23 protein-coding genes and 2 pseudogenes are annotated in these 26,696 nt (G+C 66.8%); 11 read left to right on the forward strand and 14 right to left on the reverse strand.

Features of this window, described 5'->3' with window-relative positions:
- Positions 1 to 132: 132 nt before the first annotated feature.
- From OUO20_RS15315 to glnT, 9 genes and pseudogenes are all read right to left on the reverse strand, one after another.
- Positions 133 to 1,424 (reverse strand): annotated as a pseudogene (locus OUO20_RS15315) (ammonium transporter).
- A gap of 246 nt (positions 1,425 to 1,670) precedes the next feature.
- Positions 1,671 to 1,862: a cupin domain-containing protein gene (locus OUO20_RS15320; RefSeq protein ID WP_268002088.1), complete on the reverse strand. Its 192-nt coding sequence runs from the start codon at positions 1,860 to 1,862 to the stop codon at positions 1,671 to 1,673.
- A 56-nt stretch (positions 1,863 to 1,918) separates the two neighbouring features.
- Positions 1,919 to 2,293: a helix-turn-helix domain-containing protein gene (locus OUO20_RS15325; protein WP_268002089.1), complete on the reverse strand. Its 375-nt coding sequence runs from the start codon at positions 2,291 to 2,293 to the stop codon at positions 1,919 to 1,921.
- Positions 2,294 to 2,331: 38 nt separating this feature from the next.
- Positions 2,332 to 3,618: an allantoate amidohydrolase gene (locus tag OUO20_RS15330; RefSeq protein ID WP_268002090.1), complete on the reverse strand. Its 1,287-nt coding sequence runs from the start codon at positions 3,616 to 3,618 to the stop codon at positions 2,332 to 2,334.
- 10 nt (positions 3,619 to 3,628) lie between these two features.
- Positions 3,629 to 4,789, reverse strand: a complete 1,161-nt coding sequence (locus tag OUO20_RS15335; RefSeq protein WP_268002091.1) for an FAD-dependent oxidoreductase — start codon at positions 4,787 to 4,789, stop codon at positions 3,629 to 3,631.
- Positions 4,789 to 6,141: an FMN-binding glutamate synthase family protein gene (locus tag OUO20_RS15340; protein ID WP_223992853.1), complete on the reverse strand. Its 1,353-nt coding sequence runs from the start codon at positions 6,139 to 6,141 to the stop codon at positions 4,789 to 4,791. The genes OUO20_RS15335 and OUO20_RS15340 overlap by 1 nt, the downstream gene beginning before the upstream one ends.
- Before the next feature lie 9 nt (positions 6,142 to 6,150).
- Positions 6,151 to 6,882, reverse strand: coding sequence for a protein glxC (locus tag OUO20_RS15345; RefSeq protein ID WP_268002092.1), 732 nt, complete (start codon positions 6,880 to 6,882; stop codon positions 6,151 to 6,153).
- On the reverse strand, positions 6,870 to 7,778 hold the full coding sequence (locus OUO20_RS15350) for a glutamine amidotransferase (protein WP_223992856.1): 909 nt from the start codon (positions 7,776 to 7,778) through the stop codon (positions 6,870 to 6,872). Before OUO20_RS15350 ends, OUO20_RS15345 begins: the two co-directional genes overlap by 13 nt.
- 30 nt (positions 7,779 to 7,808) lie before the next feature.
- On the reverse strand, positions 7,809 to 9,209 hold the full coding sequence (gene glnT, locus OUO20_RS15355; protein ID WP_224084142.1) for a type III glutamate--ammonia ligase: 1,401 nt from the start codon (positions 9,207 to 9,209) through the stop codon (positions 7,809 to 7,811).
- A gap of 241 nt (positions 9,210 to 9,450) precedes the next feature.
- On the opposite strand from glnT, the gene OUO20_RS15360 reads away from it, so the two are divergent.
- The 3 genes and pseudogenes from OUO20_RS15360 to OUO20_RS15370 all read left to right on the forward strand — a co-directional run bounded on the left by OUO20_RS15360 (position 9,451) and on the right by OUO20_RS15370 (position 12,455).
- Positions 9,451 to 10,446 carry a LacI family DNA-binding transcriptional regulator gene (locus tag OUO20_RS15360; protein WP_268002093.1) on the forward strand — a complete coding sequence of 332 codons (996 nt, stop codon included), beginning with the start codon at positions 9,451 to 9,453 and terminating at the stop codon, positions 10,444 to 10,446.
- A 136-nt stretch (positions 10,447 to 10,582) separates the two neighbouring features.
- A pseudogene (locus tag OUO20_RS15365) lies at positions 10,583 to 11,709 on the forward strand (Gfo/Idh/MocA family protein).
- Positions 11,709 to 12,455, forward strand: a complete 747-nt coding sequence (locus tag OUO20_RS15370) for a ThuA domain-containing protein (RefSeq protein WP_268002094.1) — start codon at positions 11,709 to 11,711, stop codon at positions 12,453 to 12,455. Before OUO20_RS15365 ends, OUO20_RS15370 begins: the two are co-directional and overlap by 1 nt.
- Before the next feature lie 13 nt (positions 12,456 to 12,468).
- Here OUO20_RS15370 and OUO20_RS15375 read toward each other — a convergent pair whose 3' ends face one another.
- Genes OUO20_RS15375 through OUO20_RS15390 form a run of 5 tightly spaced genes read right to left on the reverse strand, consistent with a single transcriptional unit; the run spans position 12,469 to position 18,209 of the window.
- A complete protein-coding gene (locus tag OUO20_RS15375) occupies positions 12,469 to 14,016 on the reverse strand; it encodes a DUF2264 domain-containing protein (RefSeq protein WP_326498044.1) in 1,548 nt (515 codons plus the stop codon).
- Complete coding sequence (locus OUO20_RS21570; protein WP_326498045.1) at positions 13,908 to 14,381, reverse strand: DUF2264 domain-containing protein; 474 nt, start codon at positions 14,379 to 14,381, stop codon at positions 13,908 to 13,910. The genes OUO20_RS15375 and OUO20_RS21570 overlap by 109 nt, the downstream gene beginning before the upstream one ends.
- A gap of 17 nt (positions 14,382 to 14,398) precedes the next feature.
- On the reverse strand, positions 14,399 to 15,112 hold the full coding sequence (locus OUO20_RS15380; protein WP_056391841.1) for a ThuA domain-containing protein: 714 nt from the start codon (positions 15,110 to 15,112) through the stop codon (positions 14,399 to 14,401).
- Positions 15,109 to 16,257: a LacI family DNA-binding transcriptional regulator gene (locus OUO20_RS15385; RefSeq protein WP_056391843.1), complete on the reverse strand. Its 1,149-nt coding sequence runs from the start codon at positions 16,255 to 16,257 to the stop codon at positions 15,109 to 15,111. The genes OUO20_RS15380 and OUO20_RS15385 overlap by 4 nt, the downstream gene beginning before the upstream one ends.
- On the reverse strand, positions 16,254 to 18,209 hold the full coding sequence (locus OUO20_RS15390) for a heparinase II/III family protein (protein WP_268002095.1): 1,956 nt from the start codon (positions 18,207 to 18,209) through the stop codon (positions 16,254 to 16,256). Before OUO20_RS15390 ends, OUO20_RS15385 begins: the two co-directional genes overlap by 4 nt.
- Before the next feature lie 160 nt (positions 18,210 to 18,369).
- On the opposite strand from OUO20_RS15390, the gene OUO20_RS15395 reads away from it, so the two are divergent.
- The 8 genes from OUO20_RS15395 (at position 18,370) to OUO20_RS15430 (ending at position 26,687) form a co-directional block, all read left to right on the forward strand.
- Positions 18,370 to 19,305: a hydroxyacid dehydrogenase gene (locus tag OUO20_RS15395; protein ID WP_268002096.1), complete on the forward strand. Its 936-nt coding sequence runs from the start codon at positions 18,370 to 18,372 to the stop codon at positions 19,303 to 19,305.
- A gap of 131 nt (positions 19,306 to 19,436) precedes the next feature.
- Positions 19,437 to 20,717: an ABC transporter substrate-binding protein gene (locus OUO20_RS15400; protein ID WP_056391844.1), complete on the forward strand. Its 1,281-nt coding sequence runs from the start codon at positions 19,437 to 19,439 to the stop codon at positions 20,715 to 20,717.
- Between the two features lie 7 nt (positions 20,718 to 20,724).
- On the forward strand, positions 20,725 to 21,651 hold the full coding sequence (locus tag OUO20_RS15405) for a carbohydrate ABC transporter permease (protein ID WP_056391847.1): 927 nt from the start codon (positions 20,725 to 20,727) through the stop codon (positions 21,649 to 21,651).
- Entirely contained in the window at positions 21,651 to 22,577 is a 927-nt protein-coding gene (locus OUO20_RS15410) for a carbohydrate ABC transporter permease (RefSeq protein WP_082581756.1), read from the forward strand. The genes OUO20_RS15405 and OUO20_RS15410 overlap by 1 nt, the downstream gene beginning before the upstream one ends.
- 5 nt (positions 22,578 to 22,582) lie before the next feature.
- Entirely contained in the window at positions 22,583 to 23,302 is a 720-nt protein-coding gene (locus OUO20_RS15415; protein WP_235509809.1) for a hypothetical protein, read from the forward strand.
- A complete protein-coding gene (locus OUO20_RS15420; RefSeq protein WP_056391854.1) occupies positions 23,299 to 25,050 on the forward strand; it encodes a glycoside hydrolase family 35 protein in 1,752 nt (583 codons plus the stop codon). Before OUO20_RS15415 ends, OUO20_RS15420 begins: the two co-directional genes overlap by 4 nt.
- Positions 25,051 to 25,221: 171 nt before the next feature.
- On the forward strand, positions 25,222 to 25,596 hold the full coding sequence (locus tag OUO20_RS15425) for a cupin domain-containing protein (RefSeq protein ID WP_268002097.1): 375 nt from the start codon (positions 25,222 to 25,224) through the stop codon (positions 25,594 to 25,596).
- Between the two features lie 104 nt (positions 25,597 to 25,700).
- Entirely contained in the window at positions 25,701 to 26,687 is a 987-nt protein-coding gene (locus OUO20_RS15430; protein WP_268002098.1) for an NAD-dependent epimerase/dehydratase family protein, read from the forward strand.
- Positions 26,688 to 26,696 lie beyond the last annotated feature (9 nt).

Below are 26,696 nucleotides of genomic sequence, written 5' to 3' on the forward strand. Positions count from 1 at the left end.
CCGGAACTATAAGCCGGCGGCTGCCGGCACCGGTCCAAGGTTTGGCCCTGACTCGTGCGCTGGGGCGCGTGGGACACTCCGCGTGAAAACTGCACCGGGCGCCGCCCCCAGCAGGCGGGCGCCCGGCAGCTTTTATGAGACGCGCTGCGGCGAGCCCAGTTCCACCGGGTCCTCGTCCGTCAGGTACGCCAGCTCGGAGTGGGCCGCGAGGTCGATGCCGCGCAGTTCGTCCTCGGGCTTGATGCGCAGGCCGATGGTCTTGTCCAGGATCTTTGCCAGGACCCAGGTGATGCCGAAGGAGTAGACCAGGACCGTGACGGTGGCGAGGGCCTGGACGCCCAGCAGTTCAACCCCGCCGCCGTAGAACAGGCCGCTGACGGCGTTGGGTGCTGCGTCGGTGGCGAAGAGGCCGATGAGCAGGGTGCCCAGGATGCCGCCCACCAGGTGGACACCGACGACGTCGAGGGAATCGTCGAAGCCGAGCCGGAACTTCAGCTCGATGGCCAGGGAGCAGACAGCGCCGGCGATGGCGCCGATGGCCACCGCGCCCAACGGGCTGACGGCACCACAGGCGGGGGTGATGGCCACGAGAGCGGAGATCAGGCCGGAGGCGGCGCCCATGCTGGTGGCGGCACCGTGGCGGACGCGCTCCACCAGGGCCCAGGCGAGCAGGCCGGCGGATGCGGCCACAGCGGTGTTGAGGAAGACCACCGACGCCGACTGGCCGGCGGAGAGGGCGGAACCGGCGTTGAAGCCGAACCAGCCCACCCACAGCAGGCCTGCGCCCACCAGGACCAGCGGCCGGCTGTGCGGCTTGGCGTGTTCCACCTTGGGCCAGCCGGAGCTCTTGCCGAGGACCAGGGCCAGGGCCAGGGCGGCCGCACCGGCGTTCATGTGGACCGCGGTGCCGCCTGCGAAGTCGATGGCCTTGATGCCGTTGGCGATCCAGCCGCCAGCCGTGCTGCCGTCCGCCGAGTCGAATGCGAACACCCAGTGCGCGATGGGGAAGTAGACCACGGTGGCCCAGATGCCTGCGAACAGCATCCAGGCGCCGAACTTCATGCGCCCGGCCGCCGCGCCGGCAACCAGTGCCGTGGTGACGCAGGCGAAGAACAGCTGGAAGGCGGCGAACAGGATGACCGGGATGGACGCTGCGTCATCCTTTGCCAGCATCTGCCCCATGCCGGGGAACTCGGTGACGTCACCGATCAGCCCCAGCCCCCAACCGAGTTGCCGAACGCCATCGAGTACCCGAACAATGCCCAGAGCACGGCCACCAGGCTGGCGCCGCCGAAGCACATCATCATCATGTTGAGGATGCGCCGCGACCCCACCATGCCCCCGTAAAACAGGGCCAGGGCGGGGATCATCATGCAAACCAGCGCCGAGCTGGCCAAAATCCAAGCGACATTTCCCGAATCCATGGGAAACCCCTTTCAAGATGCGAAGAGAGAACGGTAAGTTGCCGTCAGAGCCGCTCCGTGGAGGGACGCGGATGGAGAGACCACGTTCAGCGGAGGGGCGGCTGTTGCCGTCTGGTTCCAACTGTATGGCGGCTGTTTCTGGGTGGGTTTCCGGCGTGTTAAATGATCGTTTCGGTCATCCGCCACCGAGTTTCAGGCGTCCCGCCGCACGCAGGAGTTGCTGCAGAAACAGCCGGCAACAGGAAGCTATTTGGCGGAAATCGCCAGGAACTGGATGGGCAGGTCCAGCAGCTCCAGCGGTCCGTGGGGGCCTTCGCCGTCCAGCAGCAGCGAGTCGCCCGCTTCCATGGCGTATTCGTAGGAGCCGTGGCCGTACACCATCCTGCCGGAGAGCATGTAGATGAACTCGGTGCCCGGGTGCTGGAAGAGGGGAAACACGTCGGAGGCGTCGGTGAGGGTGACCAGCGTGGGTTCGATGGCGTCGGTGCGCCCTTTCAGCGTGCCCAGGACACGGTATTCGTGGCCATGCTGGGTTCCGCTGCGGACGGTGAGGCTTCCTGGCCGCTCTTGGTGAAGGTGGCGTCCCGGTCCGTGTCCGCGCCGCGGAACAGCGCGGTCACGGGAACCTTCAGTCCGTCCGCCAGCCGCTGCAAAGTGGTGAGCGAGCAGGATGTGGTGGCTGTTTCCACCCGCGAAATCATGGCTTTGGACAGGCCGGTGCGGGCGGCAAGCTCAGCGGACGACAGGCCTGCGGCCGTGCGGTAGTGCCGCACCTGCGCCGCGATGACCTGTTCCAGGCGCCCGGCTACCTCTGCAGATCCGTCGCCGGCGTGCTGGTCTTCTGCGCGGTCCCGGGCCTGTTCGGTCATGTCAGCCATCTTAGGCGGGTGGACGGACGACGGCGGCGCTAGCCGATCGCCCGTGCCTCACCCAGCAGGCCGGAGAGTGAGTCCGCCAGGGCGAGCGCGCCGGCTTCGGCGTCCCAGTCCTCCACCAGTTCGTCCGGTGAATGCGAGACGCCCGTGGGATTCCGGACGAACAGCATGGCGGTGGGCAGGTGCGCGGCCAGCACGCCGGCGTCGTGGCCCGCGCCGGTGTCCAGCACCGGCGCGGAAGGCAGCAGTTCCCGCAGCCGGTCCCGCAGCCCGCCGTCGAAATGCACTGTGGGGCTCAGGGACTCCGTGCCCAGGCTCGCCGTGCAGTTTTCCTCGGCGGCAAGGACCTGGGCGTTGAGCCCGATGGCCTCCACCAGGGCCGCGGTGACCGAGTCCTCCGGGTGCCGGACGTCGATCCACAGGTCAACGCGGGAGGCGATGACGTTGGTGCCGCCGGGAACAGGCTGCAGCCGGCCCACGGTGGCACGGGCGTCACGGTATTTGCGGGCAGTGTCCCGGATGGAAACCATCACCTTGGCCGCGGCGATCATCGGGTCCCGGCGGTCCTTCATCAGCGTGGTGCCGGCGTGGTTCCCCTCCCCCGTGATGCTCAGCTTCCAGCGGCCGTGGCCCAGGATCGACGAGCCGATGGCCACCGGCTGGTTGAGGTCGATCAGCCCCCGCCCCTGCTCGACGTGCAGCTCCACGAACATCCCCAGGTGCTGCAGGGTCTTGTAGTCGGCTCCGATCAGCCGCGGGTCCTGGCCGTTTGCCGCGGCGACATCCGCATACGTGTTGCCGTCCGGGTCTTTGAGGTTGCGCGCCTTGTTGGCGTCCAGTTCCCCGGTGAGGAGCCGTGAGCCCAGGCAGGCCACGCCGAACCGTGACCCCTCCTCTTCCGGGAAGACGGCGATCGCCAGCGGCCGCCGGGGCCGCAAGTTCCGGGCCTTGAGGAGGTCGACGGCGACCAGCGCCGAGGCGACCCCCAGCGGGCCGTCGTACGCCCCGCCGCCGGGGACGGAATCGAGGTGGCTTCCGGTGGCGACGGCGTCTTTCCGCACTCCCGTTGCTGTGTCCCACCAGGCCCAGATAATCCCGTTGGCATCCGTGTGCACGTCCAGCCCGCGCCGGGCCGCCTGCTCAATGAACCAACTGCGGAGGTCCGTCTCGGCGGTGGAGAATACCGGGCGGGAGTAGCCGCCGCGGGAGGCATCCCTGCCGACGGTGGAGATGTCCTGCAGGAGGCCGGTAACAGTGGATGCGCTGGCTGCGGCGGAGGGCAGGGCCTCCGACGCCGGTGCTGTCTGGGAAATGCTCACGGTGTCCGTTCTAGGTGGTGAATGCTGTGGAAGAGGCGCTCCGGAACCGGTCCGGAACATTCCCGCTGCCGGTGGCCAGGTCCGCTGCCCACCGGCCGATCAGGGGTGCGAACTTTGCCCCGTGCCCGGAGCACGGCGAGACGACGGTGAGGTTGTCCACGCGGTCGATGAGGAAGTCCTCGTTTGGAGTGTTGGTGAACAGGCAGGTGGTTTCGGCGTACGGTTCCGGGTCCAGGCCGGGCAGGCAGCGGCGCACGTAGTCCACCACCCGTGCGCGGTTGGCCGGGTCCACCCGGCCCGTCTGGCCTGCCGCGGAAGGAATGAGCCTGCCGCCGTTGTATTCGGCGACTTTCTGGCCCGCGAACCCGGCATCCCGGCCCCCGGGCAGACCGTAGGCCTGGATGTCCGCCGCCTTGTGGATGAACGTCGGCCAGGGGCCCGCACCCGGGGCTGCGCCGCCGTCGTGGTCCCTGTACCGGAAGTGGAACGCCTGCTCCTGCCGGACGGTGATCGCCGGGAGCGCGGCCAGGAAGCCCGCCGGAAGTGACAGGGAGCCCAGCAGCTCCGGCAGCCAGCCGCCCGCGCTGACCACCACGTGGCCCGCGTCGAACGTTTCCCCGATGGAGGAGAAGAGGCGGTAGCCGGTGCCGTCCCGCTCAATGCTCTCCAGGTGCCAGCCCGTCAGTAGCCGCGCCCCCTTCCTGACGGCGAGGGACACCATGGCGTTGACCGCGGTTTCGGCGTCGATCACGCCGGCAGCGGGGTGCCAGAGGACCTCCGTGTCGAAGGCGATCTGCGGCCACCGCTTCCGGGCGTCCGCGGCGGAGAGGAGTTCGTGGTCAATTCCGACGTCGGCGAGCACCTTGGCGAGCAGGTCCGGTTGCCGCCTGGACCCGTGGTCCACCGCCCCGAAAGGTGTGATCAGCTCCGTGCCGGCATCCAGGGCGAGCCTGTCCCACAGGACTTTCGAGTCCAGCACCGCCTGCGCGTAGAACGGGTCCGGGTAGGCGTAGCGGAAGATCCGGGCGGATCCGTGGGAACTGCCGTCGTGCGCGGCGGGGATGTCGCGTTCCAGCAGGGTGACCTGGTGGCCGCGGGATGCCAGTTGCCAGGCGGTGGCGGCGCCGGCCAGGCCGGCACCCACCACCACATAGTCGGAAGCCTCGGTCATCAGAAGCCCCCTTGGCCTGCCCCCGGGATCCAGCTGGTCCCGGCCAGCGGCACCCGGGCCATGGCGGCCGCCTCGATGGTCAGTGCCACCAGGTCCTCCGGTTCCAGGTTGTGCAGGTGCGACTTTCCGCAGGCCCGGGCGATGGTCTGGGCCTCCATGGTCAGGACGCGCAGGTAGTTGGCCAGGCGCTTGCCGGCAACCACCGGGTCGAGCCGGGAGGACAATTCGGGGTCCTGGGTGGTGATGCCGGCGGGGTCGCGGCCGTCCTGGAAGTCGTCGTAGAAGCCGGCGGCGGAACCCAGCGCGGAGTATTCGGCAGCGTAGCGGGGATCGTTGTCGCCCAGCGCGATCAGCGCCGCGGTGCCGATGGCCACGGCGTCGGCACCCAGGGCCATGGCCTTGGCGACGTCGGCCCCCGTCCGGATTCCGCCGGAGACGATGAGCTGGACCTTGCGGTGGACGCCGAGTTCCTGGAGGGCCTGGACGGCCTGCGGGATGGCGGCCAGGGTGGGGATGCCCACGTTCTCGATGAACACCTGCTGCGTGGCGGCGGTTCCGCCCTGCATCCCGTCCACCACCACCACATCCGCGCCGGACTTCACTGCCAGGGCGGTGTCGTAGTACGGCCGGGAGGCGCCGATCTTGACGTAAATGGGGGTTTTCCAGTCGGTGATTTCACGCAGCTCGCCGATCTTGATTTCCAGGTCGTCCGGGCCGGTCCAGTCCGGGTGGCGGCTGGCGGAGCGCTGGTCGATGCCCACCGGCAGGGTGCGCATCCCGGCGACGCGTTCGGTGATTTTCTGGCCCAGGAGCATGCCCCCGCCGCCGGGCTTGGCGCCTTGGCCGAGCACGATCTCGATGGCGTCCGCCTTGCGGAGGTCGTCAGGGTTCATGCCGTACCGGGACGGCAGGTACTGGTACACCAGGTGCCTGGACTGGCCGCGCTCCTCGGGCGTCATGCCGCCGTCGCCCGTGGTTGTGGAGGTTCCCACCTCGGACGCGCCGCGCCCCAGCGCTTCCTTGGCGTTGGCGGAGAGGGCGCCAAAGCTCATGCCGGCGATGGTCACCGGGGTCTGCAGGTGCAGCGGGCGGCTGGCGTACCGGTCGCCGAGGACGACGTCGGTATCGCACTTTTCGCGGTAGCCCTCCAGCGGGTAGCGGGACATGGAGGCGCCGAGGAAGAGCAGGTCGTCGAAGTGCGGGACCTTGCGCTTGGCGCCCCAGCCGCGGATGTCGTACACGCCGGTGGCGGCCGCGCGCTGGATGTCGGCGATGGTGGCGCGGTCGAAGGTGGCGGACTCGCGCAGGCCAAGCTCAGCGATGTCAGGGGCGGGCATGGAGGTGATGGTCATGGGGGCCTCCTAGTAGGCAGTCGAGTTGTCGACGTGGAAGTGGTAGAGGTTCCGGGCTGAGCCGTAGCGCTTGAAGTCGGCCGGGTTGTCGGTACGCCCGGCGGCGGCGAGCAGTTCTGCCAGTTCGGCAAGGTGCTCTTCGCGCAGCGGCTTTTCGACGCAGTCCGCGCCGAGGGAGGCCACCGTGCCTTTGACGTAGATCCGTGCCTCGTAGATGGAGTCGCCCAGGGCGTCACCGGCGTCGCCGCAGACCACCAGCCGGCCGGCCTGGGCCATAAAGGCGGACATGTGGCCGATGTTGCCGCCCACCACGATGTCCACGCCTTTCATGGAGATCCCGCAGCGGGCTCCGGCGTTGCCGTCGATGACCACCAGTCCGCCGTGCCCGGTGGCCGCGGCGGACTGGGACGCATCCCCCGTCACATGGACCTTCCCGGACATGATGTTTTCCGCCAGCCCGACGCCGGCATTGCCGTTGATGGCCACGCTCCCCTTTTGGTGCATCCCGGCTGCGTAGTAGCCGGCATGGCCGTCGATGGCCACCGCGATGTCCGCGTCGATGCCAACGGCCAGGCTGTGCTTCCCGCCGGGGTTGGTGACGGTCCAGGACTGGCCGTCTTCGGCGTCGTGGATGGCCTGGTTCAGTTCCCGGACAGAGCTGATGGCCAGGTCAACCACTACCTGCCCGGCATCGGGGGCGGCCGTCGGGGCGAAAGTTTCGGGGGCCGTCAGAGTGACCATGTGTAGACCTTTCCGGGTTCCGGTTCAAAGATGCGGGCGTTGTCGATGCCGGGCAGCCCGGCCAGGGCACGGTATTCGGAGGCCATGGCCACGTAGTCGTCCGTTTCGGCGATGATGGCCGGCTTGCAGGCGATGGGGTCGCGGACCACGGCCATGCTGTCCGCCGTGGTGACCACCAGCGTGTAGAAGCCGTCCAGGACCTTACCCAGGTTCACCAGGGCTTCCTCGAGGGTGTCGCCCTGCTGCAGGCGGGAGGCTACGTATCGGGCGCCCACCTCGGTGTCATTCTCGGAATCGAACACCACGCCTTCGCGCTTGAGTTCCCGGCGGACGGTGGCGTGGTTGGAGAAGGAGCCGTTGTGCACCAGGCAGAGGTCGTCGGCCACGGAAAAGGGGTGCGAGCCCCCGGCGGTGACGGCTGACTCGGTGGCCATCCGGGTGTGGGACAGGCCCTGGCTGCCGGCCATCGCCTCAAGTCCGTGCTCGGCGGCGATCTCCATGGGATGGCCCACGCTCTTCATCACGGCCACGTGTTCGCCACGGCCAATGATGGTGGCGGCGGGCAGGGTTTCGCCGACGGCCTTCACCAGGAGGTCCGTCCCGACGCCGGCACTCACCAGGGTGGTGTCACCCACCACGCGGACGGCTGCTGCCGCGTCCAGCGGGAGGAGGCCGGCCACGCCGGCGGTGATGGCCGCCGGCGTCATTCCCTGGTCCTTGCCCAGGAGGCTGAGGGTGGAGGTTCCGGGGGAAACCAGGCCCGGGGTGTTGTAGACGGCCAGGCCGGCCGAGTCCGGTCCGCGGTCCACGATCTGGCAGAGCATGGAGGACAGCAGGGCGCCCATTTGGGGGTGCAGCGAGGGATTGCGCAGCTGCAGCGCGGCGATTCCGCACATGGAAAGTCCTTTTCTTGGATGTGTGGGTTGCTAAATCGAGGTCAGGTACATGCGGATTTCCCAGTCGCTGACCTGGTTGTGCCAGCTGAGGAATTCCTCTTCCTTGGCGTCCGCGTAGTAGCCGCCGACGGCAGGATCCCCGCTGAGGCTGGCCAGGATCACGGGGTCCTTCCGCAGTGCTTCCACGGCGTGGAGCAGCGTGGCCGGAAGGAGATGCGCGTCGGGTTTGGACTCTCCCGGCCCGGACGGCGGGCCCGGATCCAGGGACTTCTCCACGCCGTCCAGCCCGGCGGCAAGGGCGGTGGCGATGGCCAGGTACGGGTTGGCGGAGCCGTCGCCGGAGCGGAGTTCGATCCGTTTGTTGTCCGGCACCCGGATCATGTGGGTGCGGTCGTTCCCGCCGAAGGATGCCTTCCGCGGCGACCAGGTGGCACCCGAGGAGCTGGTGGTGGCGCCGGTCCGCTTGTAGGAGTTCACGGTGGGGGCGAGGAAGGCCTGCAGCGCAGGAGCATGTTCCAGGATCCCGGCGATGAACGAACAAGCCAGGCCGGAAAGCCCGAGGCCGCGGCCGCCGTCGTCCGTTCCCTCACTGGGGAACAGCGGATCGGAACCTGCCCACAGCGAAAAGTGGAAGTGCAGGCCGGTGCCGGTGCGGTCGGTGAACGGCTTGGGCATGAAGGTGGCGGTCATGCCGCGCTGCCCGGCCAGGATATTCAGGATGTAGCGGAGGGACACCACGCGGTCCGCCGTGGTCAGCGCGTCCGTGAAGTTGAAGTTCTGCTCGAACTGGCCGGCGGCGTCCTCGTGATCGTTCGCATAGTTGCCCCAGCCCAGGGAGTTCATCGCCTCCGAAATGGAGGTGAGGTGGTCGTACATCCGGGTGACGCCGCGGGCGTCGTAGCAGGGGCGGGGCGAATCGTCCCTGTCGTCGGCGGTACTCAGCGTCCCGTCGTCGTTTTTCTTCACCAGGAAGTACTCCACCTCGGCGCCCACCTTGGCCTGCATGCCTTTCTCCGCCAGGCCGGCCAACGTGTTCTTCAGGATGACGCGCGGGGCGTAGGGCCAGGGCTTCCCGCCCACATGCGGGTCGCAGTGGATGATGGCCAGGCCTTCCTTGATGAAGGGGACCGGGGTGAAGGACGCCAGATCGGGAACAGCGATCAGGTCCGGGTCCTGCGGCTTCTGCCCCATCAGGCCCGCGGCATAGCCCGCGAACCCCATGGCGCCGTCCTCGAGTTCAGCCGCGGCCTCCACCGGGACCAGCTTGGCGCAGGGCTTCCCGGTCATGTCCACGAACGTGGCCAGCAGGAAGCGGACGTTGTGGGCACGCGCAATATCGGCCAGGGAGATGGTTGGTTCTTCGGCCGGCGCGGGCGCCTTCAGCCCGCCTTCTGGCATTGGGGTCACAGCAGGGGTTGCGACACTCGTCATCGAAACATTCCTGTCAGGGTTGGCGTTAGCTATCAGTAAACCTTGTTGCACCAGATTAGCCAAGGGATGATTTCGTGCGTCGGACAGGAAGGTTAAATGCATGTTTCAGCCGACGGGAAGGGATGGGCATGATGGGGCCGCAGCAGCCGGCCCGCCGCACCCGCAACGGCGGCTAAGCTGAAAATCGCAACCACCGGGTGGAGGGCGGCTTCGGCCAGTGGCCGCGGAAGGACGAATCGGAATGGCTCGAGCAACTGTGCAGGACGTCGCCAAAACGGCGGGAGTGTCCGTCGGCACGGTATCGCGCGTGCTGAATGGAAGCCCGGCCGTGAGCGCGTCAAGCAGGGAAAAGGTGGCCGGTGCCATCCGGCAGCTCAACTACCGCCCGCTCGCCTCCGCACGCGACCTGCGCCGCGACCGCACCATGCGCATCCTGGCGCTCTCGAAAAACCTCGAGTCCCCCGTCATCAGCGAAGCGTTCCGTGGCTTCGGTGACGCCGCGGCCTTGTCCGGCTATGTCAGCCTGATCGCCCCGACGTCCGGCGACCTCGAGCGGGAACAGCAGCTCGTGGATATGCTGCGCAACGGGTCCGTGGACGGATTGATCCTGTTTTCCCCCACCATGCCGGACGGCCACGTTGAAGCGCTGGCTGAGCAGCTGAGCGTTGTCCAGGTCTGCGAGATCGTCGATTCCGAGGCAGCGTTCGGTGTATCCATTGACGACCGGCAGGCCGCTTACGACATTACGCGGCACCTCATCGGGACAGGCGCCCGGCGGCTTGCCATCATCGGCAACCGGGCTGCCCGCTCCGGCAGGCTGCGCGAACAGGGGTTCCGGGAGGCCCTGTCCGAGGCGGGCCTGGCCGCGGAACAGGGCCTGTTCGCCAACGGTGACTTCGATTTCCACGCCGGCCGCCGCCTCACCAGGGAACTGCTGGCCATGGACCGCCTGCCCGATGCCGTGTTCTGCGGCAGCGACACGGTGGCGGCAGGCTGCGTCCGGGAAATCATCGACGCCGACCTGCGGGTGCCGGACGATGTGGCGGTTGCCGGCTTCGATGATTCCATCCAGGCGGAGATGTGCATCCCGGAGCTCACCACCATCCGGCAACCGGCCTACGACCTGGGCCGCGTGGCCTTCGAAGCACTCCTCGAACGGATGACCGGCCAGGCCCACCGCCGCGGCCGGACATTCCTCCCGCACGAGCTCGTCATCCGGGATTCCACAAAGAACTGACAGGGGTTGACTCCCCGGGGCAGTTCCTGAAAGGATTTTGGAATCGATTCCAAAACCTCTGCGATCCACCCCCAACCATTTTGGAATCGATTCCATGACCCTCACCCCAACGCCGCCCGGAAAAGGAAAGAACCTCGTGAACAACCAGCAAACCCCCGTCCAGCAGCCGCCAGCGCCAGGAGGAAACCCGGAACTGCGCGTGGGCGTGGTGGGTATTGGCTGGGCCGGCCAGCAGCACCTCAAGGCCTATTCCGAGCTGGACGGTGTCCGCATCGTGTCGCTGGCCGGGATGGAGCAGGAGCTCCGTGACTCCCTGCAGGCCGAATACGCCATCCCCAACGCCTTCGCGGACTGGCAGGACATGCTGGACCACGGCGGCCTGGACGCCATCAGTGTGGCAGTGCCCACCTTCCTCCACGCACCCATCGCCATCGCCGCCCTGGAGCGGGGAATCCACGTGCTGAGCGAAAAGCCCATCGCGCGCAACGCCGTCGAGGGCCAGGCCATGGTGGACGCCGCCCGCAAGGCAGGCCGTGTCCTGGACGTCGCCTTCAACCACCGCCGGCGCGGCGACATCCAGGCGTTGAAGGAAGTGATCGACGACGGCGGGCTGGGCCGGCCCTACTACGCCAAGGCTTCCTGGCTGCGCCGCTCCGGCATCCCGACGCTGGGAAGCTGGTTCACCAACCCCGAACTTGCCGGCGGCGGACCGCTGGCGGACATCGGCGTGCACGCGCTGGATTACGCCCTCCACCTCCTGGGCGAACCGAAGGTGCTGGCTGTCTCCGCCGCCACCCACTCGGAGCTTGGCCCGCAGGGCAGGGCGGCGGCAGCCGGTATACGGCCCAGGCCACCAGCCACGCGTTCGAGGTGGAAGACTTCGCGTCAGCGTTCCTCCGGCTTGAGGGCGGCGGCACACTGCTGATCGAGGCGGGCTGGGCCACCTACCGGGAACAGGACGACCTGCTCGATTTCACGGTTTACGGCACCGACGGCGGCGCGGAGCTCAAGGTGCACGGCGCACCCTTCCCGCCGGTCGGCCAGCTCCGGGTGTTTACCGACAAGGACGGCGAATCCGCAGACTACGTGCCAACTGTGCTCCCGGGCCGCGCGCATGACGCAGTGGTGGAAGACTTCGTTACGGCAGTGCGCGGCGGCGACGCCGTTTGGGCCGGGCATGACGGCTCCCTCGCGCTCTACCGTGCACAGATCATCGACGCGTGCTACCAGTCCGCACTTGAGCAGAGGGAGGTTCGTCTCTAATGAACGGCAAACTGAGGATCCGGGTGTGGAACGAGGGCGTCCACGAGGCCATCAACGAGCCGTCGCACATCGGGGAGATCTATCCTGACGGCATCCACGGTGCCCTTGCGGCAGGACTTCGTTCCTACTTCCCGGACGCTGACATCACGACGGCGGTCCTGGCTACCGACGACCAGCACGGCCTTGACGAGGAGGTGCTTGCGGAGACGGACGTCCTGCTCTGGTGGGGCCATATGGCCCACGCCGAGGTGGGCGACGCCGTCGTCGAACGCGTCCACCGGCACGTGCTTGGCGGCATGGGACTGATTGTGCTCCATTCGGGGCACTTCGCGAAGATCTTCACCAAACTCCTGGGCACCAGCTGCTCCCTCGCCTGGCGCAACGACGGCGGGCGCGAACTGGTCTGGACCGTCAAGCCGTCCCATCCCATCGCCGAAGGCGTGGACAGTCCCATCGTCATCCCCGAACAGGAGATGTACGGCGAGCTGTTCGATATCCCGGAGCCGGACGACCTCATCTTCATCAGCTCCTTCGCGGGCGGCGAGGTGTTCCGTTCCGGCGTCACCTTCACCCGGGGCAAGGGCCGCATCTTCTACTTCAGCCCCGGCGACCAGGAGTACCCGGTGTACCACCACCCGCAGATCCAGCGGGTCCTGGCCAACGGCGTGAAGTGGGCCGCCCAGCCGGAGCTGGCCCGTTCAGCCCCGGCGGTGACCAACCCTGCCCGGGAGTGGTTCCAGGAGTAGTAGGCGCAAACGGCTACAGCCCGAGCCGGGCCCAGACGTCGATGGGATCCACTGTGCTGCCGTCGACGAAGGCAAAACGGCCGTCCGGCAGGACGTGCGAGCCGTCCAGTTCCACATGCAGGCCTTGTCCGCCCAGTCCGACGACGGCGGCATAGTCGCCGTCTGCAACCCCACCCGACGTGCCGATCCAGGGGATGGTCAGGTGTGATCCCATAGGGTACGGCGCCTGCCGTCCCCAGGTTCCGCCGTCGTCGAGCTTCCCTCCCCAGGGGACGGGCCTGACCTCGGAGGCAAGCGCGGAGCCTGCCTCGATGGGCCACCCGCCGATCCTCATCCTGGCGGCAAGGCTGGACCCGCCACGGACGCGGACCAGCCGCAGCTCTACGGCACCGCGCGTCAGGGACACCACTGTGGCCTCGGGGCCTGGAGTTGCGGTCCCGGCGGCGCCGCTGCCGTGGTCGGGACCGCAGTCGGGATCAATGGCGATCCAGCTGGTGGCGGTCCGGGAGGCTCCCACCTGAATACCGTCCAGCGTGAAGTGCCCCAAGAATTCGAATCCCGTGCGGTGCGTCAGCCGGCCGCCGGCATCTTCGAAGACCACCGCGTTATCGAGCGACTCCGGCTCCAAGTCCGGAAAGGTGGCCGTGGAATAGCCCAAGCGGGCATACAGCGGCGAATCGGCCACCTGGACGCCGGGGTTGGCGTGGTCGGTCCCATGGTTGAGGACCCGGACGATGCCGTCTGCCACAGTCCCGTCCACCTGCCAGCCCGGCGCAACAATGAAGCGCTGCGTGTCTCCAACCTCCACCGGCAACGGCTCCTCCACCGCGGTCCAAACGGGATGGTCTGCCGGCAGGGCCAGGCCCATCATCCCCTTGGCCGCCCAGTAGGGCGAGCCGGCCCCGGAGTAGGCCTGCTTCATGCCGGGAAACTCGCCGTGGAACCCGATAGTCAGCAAACCGTCGCGGTTCACTGCCCCGCGTTCCAGGAAATAGCCCAGGATCCCGGACGCGGCCCGCCGCGAGAGGCCAGGGCTGAGCCGGGTATGGCCCAAGAGCTGCCCTGACCAGAAGGGCGCAGCCGCCGCAAACCGGTAGATCAGGCTCCGGCCCTGGACCAGCGGGGCGCCGTCAGCCCCCACCAGATGCACGGCGTCATCAAGGAAATCGGCAAGCCGTTCCCCGTCAACAGCAGTTCTGGCCTGGACACGCGGGTCCTCCGGTACCATCAGCTGCAGCAGCTGCGGATAGACCTGGAATGCCCAGCCCACATAGTGGTCGTAAGCCCGCTCCGGGCCGTCGGCGAACCAGCCATGGCCCCGGTACAGCGAGTCGTGGATGGCCAGGCCGGCGTCGATGTCGGCGTTGGAGAACTGGCCTCCCACGCTGGCCAGGAACATCTCCACGACGATCTGGAACCACACCCAGTTGATGGGCGGGTACTGGCCGCCGATCACGGTCTCGAACCAGGCAATGAGCTGCTCCTGGACCCGCTGCGGCAGCTTGTCCCACAGCAGCTCCCGGGTAAGCGACAGGCCCACCGCGAGCGAGGCGGCTTCCACCTTCGCCTGGCCCAGCTCCCCGGCGTGGGCCAGCGGTCAGGGTTGGCCGGGTCGGTTCCGGCGTCAAGCCCCTGCGCGTACCAATCCACAAGCCATCCGGTGTCCTCCGGGCTGCCGGCGATCCGGAAAGACGCCAGCAGGAATGTCCTGGCGAAGGCCTCCAGGGAGTCGCTGCGAGGGCCATAGTTGCTGGTGGCGCCGGGCAGGTACAAGTTGGCGTGATCACCGGTGGCGTAACGGTGAGCGGACCGCAGCAGGTGGTCGGCGCAGGCGCACCAGTGCTCACGGGTCAAGCCGGTGAACGGGGAGAGTTCGCGGTCCAGTGGCGGAAGGACCAGGGCAGCAGGGAGTGCAGAGGTGGTCATGGATTCCTTGGGTTGTCTCAGTTGCCACCGAGCCAGGCGATGGCCCGCAGCAGGATGGCACGGTGTTCAGGGGACGAATACGAGGCGGCGTCGTGGCCCAGGGCGTCATAGAAGGTCCGGCCCCGCCTGCCGCCCGTGCCGGTCCCCCGGTGCAGGGACCACATCAGCGGATGGTCGCGTCCGTCGTGCCTGTGGGTGGCGTGAACGGTGATGTCCGGGCAGGTGCTGAGATAGCTGTAGCGCTCATCCGGCAGCACGAAATCCGGGATGCCGGCAACCACCGGCCCGGAGTCATGAAGGAGACGGACGGCAGCCGGCCCATAATCCGGGTGCATGGACGTGCCCCTGACCCAGCGGCCGCCCAGCCCGTCCTCCCAGGCAGGCAGGTCAACAAAGCTGGTGGAGCTTGAATGGGTCACCAGCATTGGCCGGGCCGAGCCCAGCCACCGCACTAGCCCTGCCGAGGCATCCGGCGTTCCCGGCGACGGGCGGCCGTCACGGGGCAGGCCGACGTTCACGGCCAGTACCGAAGGAAGGCCAGTGGCGTCCGCATGTGCAAGGTCGGCCAGCGCTTCGTCAACATCGCCGGAAATGACGACGTCGAAGCCCGTGTCCCGCAACAGGCCTGCCAACGCATGCGAGGTGTCAGCGAACGGGTGCCACGGATCCGCATACCGTCCCTCGCCGGTGAGGAGCAGGGCGGTGGGCGCACCGCCCAGCGGGGCGGTCACCGGGAATCCTCGAGTACGCCCATGGCAGGCAGCCGCGGAGCGCCTATTGAGGAGTCCCGCAGGATCAGTTCGGGGTTGAGTTCCACACGGTGCACCGGGCGCATGCGCCCCTCGGCAAGCCGAGCTGCCATGAGCTGCACAGCCACCTTGCCCACGTAGTGCTTGGGCGGACGGACGGCAGAGATGGCCGGCTCTGCCAGGTAGGCTACCTCGTCGTCGTAGCCCACTACCGCGATGTCGCCCGGAACTGCCAGCCCCCGGTCCACGCAATGTTGCACGAACGCCACCGCCTGGGTGTCTGAATGCACCAGCATGGCCGTGGTGCCGGTTTTGCGGCAGAGCTCCAGGACATGATCGAAGTGGGCGCTGCGCCCGCCGTCCCCCTGCTTGACCGAATCCTCGTGGACGGTTTCCTGGAGTGGGATTTTCAGCGCCGCCAGGGCCTGCTGCCAACCGCGGACCACGTGCGGGCTGGTGGGGCTGGACGAGTCGGTCAGGCAGCCGATCCGCCGGTGCCCTTCCTGCCACAAGTGGCGCACGGCCATGCCGGCACCGAACGCGTGGTCCGTTGCCGCCCATTCCAGGCGGTGGGCGGGGACTTCTGCGGGTGCGCGCCGTTCGGCCAGCACCACGGGAATGGGAAGCGCGTTCAGCCACCGCAGCAGTTCCTGGCCGCGTTCCCCTCCCATGTCAGGTGCCACGATCAGCCCGTCAATGTTCTGGGTGTCCAGCAGGGCCTGTACCTGGCGGCGGTTGTCCGCGGCGTCATATGTGGAACCCCGGACCATGATCCGCAGGTTCTGCTCTTCCGCTTCGGCACGGGCGCCGCTGATGACCTGCGGCCAGTAGTAATCCAGGGACGGCACCACCATGCCGATTGAGTAGCTGTGGGTTACTGCGCGCCCGGCGGCGGTCCGGTCCAGCGGGCTGGGAAGCGTGGCCCCGCCGTGCACGCGGGACACCAGGCCCTCATCTGCCAGTAGATTAACGTCGCGGCGGATGGTGAGTTCACTGACGCCCAGCTTGCCGGCGATGTCCCGGACGGTGATGGCGCCGTGGGCGCGCAGCTCCTCCATGAGCCGCTCCCTGCGCTGAAGCGAGAAGAGGGATTTTCCTGCGGGCTCGGCGGGTTGGTCAGGACTCATGATGCTGCCTCCACGGTGAGGGTGAATGCGCCGTCGGCACCGGTTGTTGCGGGCATGCGGAAGCGAAGCCGGGTCAGGGACTGTCCCCAGATGTCCGCCAGCAGCGGATCATCCAGGTGCCATTCATCCACCAGCACGACGGCGGTGGCCGGCTCCCAGCGCAGCACGGCTCCGCGGCCCGATGGTTTTCCCGGGATTGCGGCGGTGGGGATTCCGGCGGGATGCACAGTGGCCGCCCCGTCCGGTCCACGGCGCAGGGTACCGGCCGTGAGGTAGGTGATGTCGACGTCGGGCGTCCCCGGTGCCGCGGACTCCGGAAGCTCCCAGCGGTCCCCGATGGTGACGCGGCCGGTGTTTCTGTCGAGATCGAAAGTTCGAACCCACTGCCCGGGATCGAGGCCATAGGCTGCGCCGAGGGCAAGTTCCAGGCGGGGCTGGTGGACCGTGGGCTGCCGAAGGACCTGGGCGGTGAATTCGCTGCCCGTGCCCTGCTCAAGCCCCCATGGCGCCGGGACGCTATGCCATGCGCTCTGCATGGCGCGGATGCCGTAGCGCTCCGGGCCGAAGGTTTTCGCCGTGTAGGTGGGCTGGCCGGCGTCCACCAGGAGGGGAACACCATCCACCGCCACCACCACAGAACCCACATCCTGGTGGTTATGGTGCTCGCCATTGTGGCCGCCCTTCGCTGCCAGGAGCAGCCCCTCCGTAGACCCGGCCTTCTGGCGGGCCACCATGATCTGGACGGACGGGAGATAGCTGAAGGAAACCAGTGGCGGGATCCCTGCGGGCCTCGGTGAGGTGGCGAGGAGCGAGTGCAGGACGCGGCCCAGCCCGGCAGCGGCATCCGGCTCCCGGGCGAGCATCGACGCGGCATGGTTCGCTGCATCCTGGTCCCCCAGCCGGCCCGCCCAGCCGTGCAGCATGTCCCAGGGGAGGGCGTCCGCCGCCCGCGCCGGCCCGTCTGCCACGTTCAGGAACCAGGAACCTCCGATGTGCATGCGGTGCGGGAAGGCCACCAGTTCACGGACGACTGGCAGTCCGGCGTCGACGGCTCCTCCGGTGGCCTCCTCCAGCAGCTTGAGCCCCTCCAGCGCCCGCCCCGCGCCGTTCCACCAGTAGGCGAATCCTTCATCGATGGCGCCGTCAACCGGGATTGAGGCCAGGAAGCGGTCCAGGCCCTCGATGCACCGTTCCATGATCCGTGCCTGGAGGTGGGGATCCTCCACCAGGAACAGTGCGGCGGCGCCCAGGTTCGAGTGGATCCACGGGTTCCAGTTGTGGACGTCCCCGTCCAGGCCCAGCCAGTGCCAGTCCAGCCGTTCAAGGAACGGCTGGAAGACGCGTGCAGCCGCCTCATCGCGCAGGCGCCGCCGCAGGCCAGGGGCTCGCGCGTCGAGTTCACTGCCCAGCACGTGGTCCAGCCAGCCCAGCTGGGCAGCCACCTCGCCGGCGCCCAGGTCCAGGAAGGGCCGGGCCAGGTCCGGGACAACTTCTCCAGAGCGGCTGTAGACATCATCGTGGGCCGCCCAGCTCCAGGAACTCTGTTCGCACAGAAGATAGGCACCGTCGATAGATTCGTCGAGCCAGAGGTCGGTGGCCTCACGGTCCGCTGACGTCAGGGCCATGACCACCGCGCGGGTGAGCCTTTGCTGCCGTGCACGCACCAGGCTTTCGTACGCGGTACGGTTCCCGTCGCGGAAGAAGCGCGCGTAATGGGACACCAGGGGCTGCGGCCACGGAGTTCCCCGTTCCGTGCCGGCCTGCTCCCTGATCATGCGTAGGGCGTCAGCCGGAACTGCACTCCATGCGGACGCCTCAGCGGGCGGGACGGACAGTCGCTTAGTTGCGCCCTGAAGTGACGTGACCAACTCCGCAGCGGTGGCGGCCTGGCACCATGCGGAGATGAGCGGTGCCGGACGCTCCGCGTCGGAATGGCCTGTGGTGGTTGTCATGCAGAAACCGGTTCTCTTGTTCGAATACGATCGTTTTAGGACGATCATGACCATGTTGAATGTTCTGTCTTGTTCATGAGTATCTACTGATTGTTAGATGTGATGCAAGACATGGAACGCGGATTCCCGCATTTCACTTCACGGAGGAAAGGAGGCCCGAGTGGCGCGGAAACCCAAGGCCCTGCTGGTCATGAACCAGAAAACATTTGCTGACCAGTTCGATTCCACACGGCTTGACCGTTTGGCGCGCCTGGTAGATCTCGGCCCGGAACCCTGGACCGCGTCCCTTGACCGGCCTGCGCTTGCCGGGCGCCTGGCCGATGTTGAAATCCTGCTGACGAGCTGGGGCGTGCCGCGGCTCGACGGTGCCGCCCTCGCACGCATGCCAAAGCTTCGTGCAATATTCCATTGCGCAGGCACCGTGCGCAGCTTTGTCACTCCGGAACTGTGGGAGCGGGGCATCCTGGTGACCAACGGGGCAGACGCCAATGCCATCCCGGTAGCGGAGTTCACCTTTGCGTCCATCGTGCTGGCTGGAAAGAAGGCACACGTGCTGGCCAATGATGCCCGGGTCTTCCGGGACGACTGGAACTACACCACGAAACGGGGTGAGCTGGGCAACATTGGACGGGTCATTGGCGTCATCGGGTTCTCCCGCATTGGACGCCGGGTAGTGCACCTGGTCCAGCAACTGCAGGATGTCCGTTGCCTAGTCAGCGATCCCTACGCGGATCCCGCCGCCGTGGCCGCGGAGGGAGGGCAGCTGGTGTCCCTCCCGGAGTTGATGGCCGCATCGGACGTGGTGACGGTGCATGCACCTGCCCTACCCGAGACCAAACACATGATCGGCGCGGCCGAACTACGGGCCATGAAGGACAACGCAACGCTGATCAACACGGCCAGGGGCTCACTCGTGGACACGAAGGCCCTCGAAGCCGAGTGCGCTACCGGGCGCATCCAGGCCCTGCTGGACGTGACTGAGCCCGAACCGCTGCCGGCGGATTCGGTGCTGTACGACCTCCCGAATGTCCAGATCACCCCCACATTGCAGGGTCGCTGGGCACCGAAACCCGCCGCATGTCCGACGCCGCCCTGAACGACCTCGAACGGTACCTCACCGGACAACAGCTGGCCGCGCAAGTGGTGTCCGCGGACCTTTCACTCAGCGCCTGACAACGTAACCGCCGCAGCCCGCGGCCCATTTGAAAACCTAGTAAGGAGACCGCAATGAAGCGCACAACCCTCGCCGCCATCGCCCTGGCAGTGACTGCCGGCCTTGGACTCACCGGCTGCGCCGGGGCAGCCGGCCCGGCCGAACCCCAAGGCCAGGACGGAAAGACCCGCCTTACCGTGTCCGTGTGGAACTACGAAGGCACCCCCGAATTCAAGGCACTGTTCGACAGCTACGAGGCCGCCAACCCCAAGGTGGACATTGAACCCGTGGACATCCTGGCGGACGACTACCCCCAGAAGGTCACCACCATGCTGGCCGGCGGCGACACCACGGACGTCCTGACCATGAAGAACGTCATTGATTACGCGCGCTACGCCAACAACGGCCAGCTGCAGGAAATAAACACTGTGGTGGACAAGGTGGGCAAGGACAACCTGGCCGGCATTGATGCGTTCGATATCAACGGCAAGTACTTCGCCGCGCCGTACCGGCAGGACTTCTGGCTGCTTTACTACAACAAGGACCTGCTCAAGGCCGCCGGCGTGGAGAACCCGGCGGACCTGACCTGGGACGAGTACACCGCGCTTGCCAAGAAACTCACCACCGAAGCGGGCGGCAAGAAGGTGTACGGCACCTACCACCACATTTGGCGTTCCGTGGTGCAGGCCATCGCCGCCGCACAGAACAACGCCGACCAGAACAGCGGCGACTACAGCTTCTTCAAGGACCAGTACAACACCGCACTGGACCTCCAGAAGAGCGGCGCCACACTGGATTTCGGGACGGCCAAGAGCCAGAAGACCAGCTACCGCACCATGTTTGAAAGTGGGCAGGCTGCCATGATGCCCATGGGCACCTGGTACATCGCAGGAGTTTTGCAGGCTAAGAAGGACGGAAAGACGAACGTAAACTGGGGCCTGGCTCCCATGCCCCAGAAGAGCGAGGGCGGGAAGGTTACCACGTTCGGCTCCCCCACGGCTTTCGCCGTAAACAAGAACGCTGCGCACTCGGACGAGGCAAGGAAGTTCATTGAATGGGCAGCCGGTGAGGAGGGCGCCAAGGCGATCTCCAGGATCGGCGTTGTTCCGGCCCTGCAGAACGATGCCGTCAAGGACGCCTACTTCAAGCTCGAGGGGATGCCCACGGACGACCTGTCCAAGAAGGCCTTCACCCCGGACCAGATTGCCCTGGAAATGCCGGTCAGCGACAAGTCCGCTGCGACAGACAAGGTCCTGAACCAGGAGCACGACCTCATCATGGTGGGTGAACGCCCGGTGGACGACGCTATTGCCGAGATGGGCAAGCGCGTCAAGAGCGAAGTCCTCGGTCAGTAACAGCAGCATGACTACTGAAACCATTCCTTCGAAGGTTGCCCCGGCCGCCGGCCGGGGCAACCGGAAGCAGGCCAGGCGCAACACCCTGATCGGCTGGACGTTCATCCTGCCAAACTTCCTGGGGTTCCTGGCCTTCACGCTCATTCCGGTGCTGGCAGCATTCGCCCTCTCCTTCATGGAGTGGACCTCCTTCACCGCCCCCAAATGGGTGGGGTTGGCCAACTTCCAGCGGATGTTCGCCAGCGATTCCTTCTGGGTGGCACTGCGGAACACCGTGGTCTACGCCATCGGGCACGTTCCGCTCACCATGGCCCTGGCCCTTCTGCTGGCCATGCTGCTGAACCGCAAACTCAAGGGCATTGGCTTCTTCCGGGTGGCCATCTTCTTCCCCTACATCACCTCCCTGGTGGCGGTGGCAGTGGTCTGGAACATGCTGTTCAGCCCGGACAACGGCCCCATCAACCAGTTCCTGCACGCCATTGGCATCGCCAATGCGCCGGGCTGGACCTCCAGCTCCGACTGGGCACTGCCCGCAGTCATCATCACCAGCGTCTGGCGGGATATGGGCTATTACATGGTCCTGTACCTGGCCGGGCTGCAGGCCATCCCTACCGAACTGTATGAAGCGGCAGAGGTGGACGGCGCCAGTGCGTGGCAGCGCTTCTGGAACGTCACCATCCCGTCCCTGCGGCCCACCACCTTCTTCGTGGTGGTCATGCTGACAGTCTCCAGCTTCAAGGTCTTCGACCTGATCGTGGTCATGACCAACGGCGGACCGGGACGCTCCACCACCGTGCTGTCCCAGCTCATCTACCAGGAAGGCATCGGTGAAGGAAAGTTCGGCTACTCGTCCGCCATCTCCCTGGTGCTGTTCCTCATCGTCCTGACGGTCACCGTCCTGCAGTTCAAGATCCAACAGCGGAGGGAACGCTGATGACCAACATGGCCGAAGACCTCAAGACCGAAGCTCCCCTCGCCGGCCTGGCACCTGCCACGGAAGACCGCCGTCGGATTGACCGCAGACGCTCGACCCGGGAGCGGGAAAAGCGCACCAGTGACCTGGTCATCTATTCCGTCCTCGCCGTCCTGGTGGTGGCACTCATGGTGCCGTTTATCTGGATGGTCTCCTCGTCGCTGAAGGAGAACAACCAGGTCCTCACGGTTCCCATCCAGTGGATTCCCAGCGAATTCGTGTGGAGCAACTACACGGACATCTGGACCCGCATTCCCATGATGGGCTACTTGCAGAATTCGCTGTACCTGGCCGTGATCATCACGTGCCTGCAGGTGCTGACGGGTTCCCTGGCCGCCTACGGGTTCTCGAAGGTCCGCTTCCCAGGCAGGGATGTCCTGTTCCTGGCCTACATCGGCACCATCGCTGTGCCGTGGCAGGCCTACATGGTGCCGCAGTACATCATGATGCAGAACCTGGGGCTCACCAACAGCTTTAACGCCCTGATCCTGCTGCAGGCGTTCGGCGCGTTCGGCGTGTTCCTGATGCGCCAGTACTACATGACCATCCCGGATGAACTGTGCGAGGCCGCCCGGATTGACGGCCTGAGCGAGTACGGCATCTGGGCGCGGGTGATCCTGCCGCTGTCCAAGCCGGCGCTCGCCAGCCTGGCACTGCTGACGTTCGTGAACACCTGGAATGACTACATGGGGCCGTTCATCTACCTCACGTCCAACCGGCTCTGGACGGTCCAGCTGGGACTGCGTTCATTCGTAGGACAGTTCGACGCGGAGTACGCAATGATCATGACCGGCTCGGTCATCTCGGTGATCCCCATCCTGGCGATCTTCCTGGTTGGCCAGCGGTACTTCATCCAAGGCATCGCAACGAGCGGCATGAAGGGTTGAGTGCAGTGCGGGAGCAAGCAGCACCGCGGCGCGGACTGGCCGGGCGGATTCCGAGTCCCGGGTTTGACACCTTTGGGAGCATCTTCGGGTTCGTTTATACGTTCCTGGCCGGGAACGTGCTGATGGCTGCGGCCAACGCCCCGCTGGTGCTGTGCCTGGCCCTGGTAGCGGACCCTGTTGCCGCATGGCCGTTCTTCCTGGCACTTTCGGCCACCGTCCCGCCGTCTCTCTCCGGCCTGTTCGCCGCCTTCAAGGCATTGAACGACGACGGTATTGCGGTCAAGCCGGTCGCCTCCTTCCTGCGGGGCTACCGGCACGGCTTCCGGCGCTCGGCCCTGCTGGGCCTGGCCGCCGTGGCGGCACTGCTGTTCCTTGGCGTGGACCTGGCCATCGTCCAGTCCATGCCGGCCGCGGCGCTGCTGGTGCCGGTGATCGCGGTGGCCGCAGCCCTAACGGTGGCCGTTGCCGTGATGGCGGTTGCCGGCGTCGCACTCTTCCCGGCCGCCGGCCTCAAGGGCCTGGTCAAGGCCGCTTTATACGTGTCCGTGCAGCGCTGGTACCTGAGCCTGGCCATGCTGGTGCTTCTGGGAATCATCGCTGCCGCCGCCCTGCTCCAGCCGGTCCTCGGCGTGGCGCTGGCCCCGGCGCCGCTGCTGTTCGTGGTGTGGAGCAACTCCGATTATGCCTTCTCCGCTGCACTCCGCACTCCCCAGGATACCCATTGACCTCTTTTGCCATCGGCGAGCGCGACTTCCTCCTGGACGGCGAGCCGTTTCGAATCCTTTCCGGCGCCATCCACTACTTCCGGGTGCACCCGGGTTCATGGGCAGACCGGATCCGCAAGGCACGGCTGATGGGGCTCAACACCATCGAAACGTATGTGGCCTGGAATGAACACGCCCCCAGCCCAGGCGTTTTCCGGACTGATGGCAGCCTGGACCTTGGCCGCTTCCTGGACCTCGTGGCGGCCGAGGGCATGCGTGCCATCGTCCGGCCCGGCCCGTATATCTGTGCAGAATGGGACAACGGCGGGCTGCCGGCGTGGCTGTTCACGGATCCCACCATCGGCGTGCGCAGCAGTGAGCCCGGCTACCTGGCCGCCGTGGATGCCTTCATGGACCAGCTGCTGCCCATCGTGGTGGAACGGCAGGTCACCACGGGCGGTCCCGTCATCCTGCTCCAGATAGAAAACGAGTACGGAGCCTACGGCGCGGACAAGGAATACCTCCAGCACCTCGTGGACGTTGCCAAGCGTGCGGGCGTGGAGGTGCCGTTGTTCACCTGTGACCAGCCTTTCGGCACCATGATCGAGGACGGTTCGCTCCCCGGGCTGCACAAGACCGGCACCTTTGGCTCGAGGGCGGATGAACGGCTGGCCTTCCTGCGGGAGCGGCAGCCCACGGGGCCGTTGATGTGCGCCGAGTTCTGGAACGGCTGGTTCGACAACTGGGGAACCCACCACCACACCACCGATGCTGCCGCCGCTGCAGCGGAACTGGACGCCCTGCTGTCCGCCGGGGCATCGGTAAACATCTACATGTTCCACGGCGGCACCAATTTCGGTTTCACCAACGGCGCCAATGACAAGGGCATCTACGAGCCCACCATTACGTCCTACGACTACGACGCCCCCCTGGCCGAAGACGGCTTCCCTACGGAAAAGTACTTCGCGTTCCGCAGTGTCATCGCCAAGCACTTCCCGGTTCCGGCCGAAGTACCAGGCCGCCGGCCTGTTGCCGCCCAGGCCGGGGTGGAATTGACGGAAAGCGTACCGCTGCTGGATGTCTCATGGCTGGGCAGTCCGGCCCAGGTGGTGGCCGGAGCGGTTCCAGCCGCCGAAGCCACCGGCCAATACCGCGGATTCTTCCTTTACGAAAAGGTCCTTGCCCGCAGCGGTGTACTCTCCTTCACCGACGTACGTGACCGGGCGCAGTTCTTCCTGGACGGCTTTCCGCTGGGAACGCTGAGCCGCGAACTCGGCGAGCGCTCCATCGTCATCCCCCGGGAAGGGCTGTTGCAGGTGCTTGTAGAGGACCAGGGCAGGGTCAACTACGGGCCCAGGATCGGCGAAGCGAAGGGCCTGATCGCACCGGCGCTACTGGATGGCGCAGAGGTTCTGGACTGGGCCCTCCGGCCGGTGGACCTTGCCCCGCTGGGTGACTTCCGGCAGGAAGCCGGGGAACTCCAAGGTTCCGGCGGCGTTGCGGGCCCATCCGTGTCCTTCGGGTCGTTTGCTGCCGACGGTCCCGGCGACCGATACCTCCGGCTCGACGGCTGGACCAAGGGCAACGCCTTTATCAACGGGGTCAACCTGGGACGCTACTGGAGCCGCGGCCCGCAGCGCACCCTCTACATACCCGGGCCGCTCGTCCGGCAGGGGCTCAATGAGCTGGCCATCCTGGAACTGCACGGCAGCTCCACACGGCTGGTGGGGTTCGCCGGCGCCCCGGACCTGGGCCCTGGCGAAAAGTAGGTTGATCTGCGAGAAGCGTCATTGACATCGGGTCCGTCCGGGAGCACATTGGGAGCGTCGCACACGGGGCCGGCAGGTTCTGGACGGGCACATCCCGCCCTGCCGGTCCCCTTTCCCGGCGCACACAGCCCCGGACGAACTCAATAACCACTCCTTATGAAGGAGCCAGAAATGCCCGCAGTAACGGTCACGGACCTTGCAACCAAATCTTTCGACGAACCCGATGAGAAGCGCCGCCCACCCAAGACCCAGGTGGATGTGGTCAGCATTGGCGGCGCCACCCTTGGCCGGTTCACCTTCGAGCCCGGCTGGCGCTGGTCTGAAACCGTGAAGACGGTGGTCAAGACGGACAGCTGCCAGAACAACCATCTGGGCTTCTGCACCGGCGGCACCTTGACGGTGCAGCTCAACGATGGAACGCAGAAGACCATCCAGGCCGGTGACGCCTATTCCATCCCGGCCGGGCACGACGCCTGGGTGGAGGGCGGCGAGACGTTCGTTGGGTATGAAGTCATCAGCGCGGCCGAGTACGCCAAGCCCGCCTGATTCTGCGGAAGCACGGCAAACCGGCAGGAAAGGGAGGTCCCCCAGACCTCCCTTTCCTGCCGCCGGGGCCCTACCGTTGAGGGGAACACGACGATCGGAGAGCAATGAAAGTCACCGTCATCGGCGGCAGCGGCCACATCGGTTCGTTCCTGGTCCCCCGGCTGGTCCGCGCAGGCCACGAAGTCACCAACATCAGCCGCGGCACCAGCGCCCCCTACACGGACTCGCCCGAATGGCAACAGGTCCACCAGGTCACCGCGGACCGGCAGGAGGAAGACCGGGACGGAACGTTCGCCGAGCGGGTGTCCGCGATCAAGCCGGATGCCGTGGTGGACCTGGTCTGCTTCACCCTCGAATCTGCGGCGGCGCTGGTGCACCGGTTGCGCGGCGAGGTGGGGCACCTGCTGCACTGCGGCTCCATCTGGCGCTACGGGCAAAGCCTGAAGCTGCCCATCCGGGAAGGTTCGGATTCCGCCGCAGCACCCTTTGGCGACTACGGCATCCAGAAGAACCGGATCGCGTTGATGCTCAAGGAAGAGACCGCCAGCGGAGGCCTGGCAACCACGTCGCTGCACCCCGGCCACATCGTCGGTCCGGGGTGGCACCCCGTTGGCCCGCTCGGAAACCTGGATCCGTCCGTCTGGCAGACGCTCTCCGCCGGCCAACCCCTCCGGATCCCCGGCAGCGGCGCGGAACTGATGCACCACGTGCATGCCGACGACGTCGCCCAGGCTTTCGAAAAGGCCATCGCGCAGCGGGAGGCGGCCGCCGGCGAGGACTTCAACATCGTGGCCCCGACGGCCCTGACCGTGCGTGGCTACGCGGACATCGCGGCCGCCTGGTTCGGGCACGCCGCCGTGCTGGAGACGGTGACGTGGGACCGCTTCCGCGAAAACACATCCCGGGACTACGCCGAGTCCAGCTGGGGCCACCTCTACCGCAGCCACTGCTTCAGCATTGAAAAGGCCGCGTCCGTGCTGGGTTATGCGCCCCGGTATGAGCCGGAGCAGGCCGTCTTGGAATCCATCCAATGGCTGGTGGAGCATGAGCGGCTGCACGTCGCCCGGCCCCTGGGCGTCCCCGCGGGCTGACTCCGGCCG

It is taken from the genome of Arthrobacter sp. FX8 (assembly GCF_026723805.1).
GTDB lineage: Bacteria > Actinomycetota > Actinomycetes > Actinomycetales > Micrococcaceae > Arthrobacter.

What these genes read in the sequence shown, in the direction of transcription:
- OUO20_RS15325 (WP_268002089.1), bottom strand. Translation starts at nt 2,293, where the DNA reads ATGACCGAACAGGCCCGGGACCGCGCAGAAGACCAGCACGCCGGCGAC.
- OUO20_RS15335 (WP_268002091.1), bottom strand. Translation starts at nt 4,789, where the DNA reads ATGACCGAGGCTTCCGACTATGTGGTGGTGGGTGCCGGCCTGGCCGGC.
- OUO20_RS15340 (WP_223992853.1), bottom strand. Translation starts at nt 6,141, where the DNA reads ATGACCATCACCTCCATGCCCGCCCCTGACATCGCTGAGCTTGGCCTG.
- OUO20_RS15345 (WP_268002092.1), bottom strand. Translation starts at nt 6,882, where the DNA reads ATGGTCACTCTGACGGCCCCCGAAACTTTCGCCCCGACGGCCGCCCCC.
- OUO20_RS15350 (WP_223992856.1), bottom strand. Translation starts at nt 7,778, where the DNA reads ATGTGCGGAATCGCCGCGCTGCAGCTGCGCAATCCCTCGCTGCACCCC.
- glnT (WP_224084142.1), bottom strand. Translation starts at nt 9,209, where the DNA reads ATGACGAGTGTCGCAACCCCTGCTGTGACCCCAATGCCAGAAGGCGGG.
- OUO20_RS15360 (WP_268002093.1), top strand. Translation starts at nt 9,451, where the DNA reads ATGGCTCGAGCAACTGTGCAGGACGTCGCCAAAACGGCGGGAGTGTCC.
- OUO20_RS15370 (WP_268002094.1), top strand. Translation starts at nt 11,709, where the DNA reads ATGAACGGCAAACTGAGGATCCGGGTGTGGAACGAGGGCGTCCACGAG.
- OUO20_RS21570 (WP_326498045.1), bottom strand. Translation starts at nt 14,381, where the DNA reads ATGACCACCTCTGCACTCCCTGCTGCCCTGGTCCTTCCGCCACTGGAC.
- OUO20_RS15385 (WP_056391843.1), bottom strand. Translation starts at nt 16,257, where the DNA reads ATGAGTCCTGACCAACCCGCCGAGCCCGCAGGAAAATCCCTCTTCTCG.
- OUO20_RS15390 (WP_268002095.1), bottom strand. Translation starts at nt 18,209, where the DNA reads ATGACAACCACCACAGGCCATTCCGACGCGGAGCGTCCGGCACCGCTC.
- OUO20_RS15400 (WP_056391844.1), top strand. Translation starts at nt 19,437, where the DNA reads ATGAAGCGCACAACCCTCGCCGCCATCGCCCTGGCAGTGACTGCCGGC.
- OUO20_RS15405 (WP_056391847.1), top strand. Translation starts at nt 20,725, where the DNA reads ATGACTACTGAAACCATTCCTTCGAAGGTTGCCCCGGCCGCCGGCCGG.
- OUO20_RS15410 (WP_082581756.1), top strand. Translation starts at nt 21,651, where the DNA reads ATGACCAACATGGCCGAAGACCTCAAGACCGAAGCTCCCCTCGCCGGC.
- OUO20_RS15425 (WP_268002097.1), top strand. Translation starts at nt 25,222, where the DNA reads ATGCCCGCAGTAACGGTCACGGACCTTGCAACCAAATCTTTCGACGAA.
- OUO20_RS15430 (WP_268002098.1), top strand. Translation starts at nt 25,701, where the DNA reads ATGAAAGTCACCGTCATCGGCGGCAGCGGCCACATCGGTTCGTTCCTG.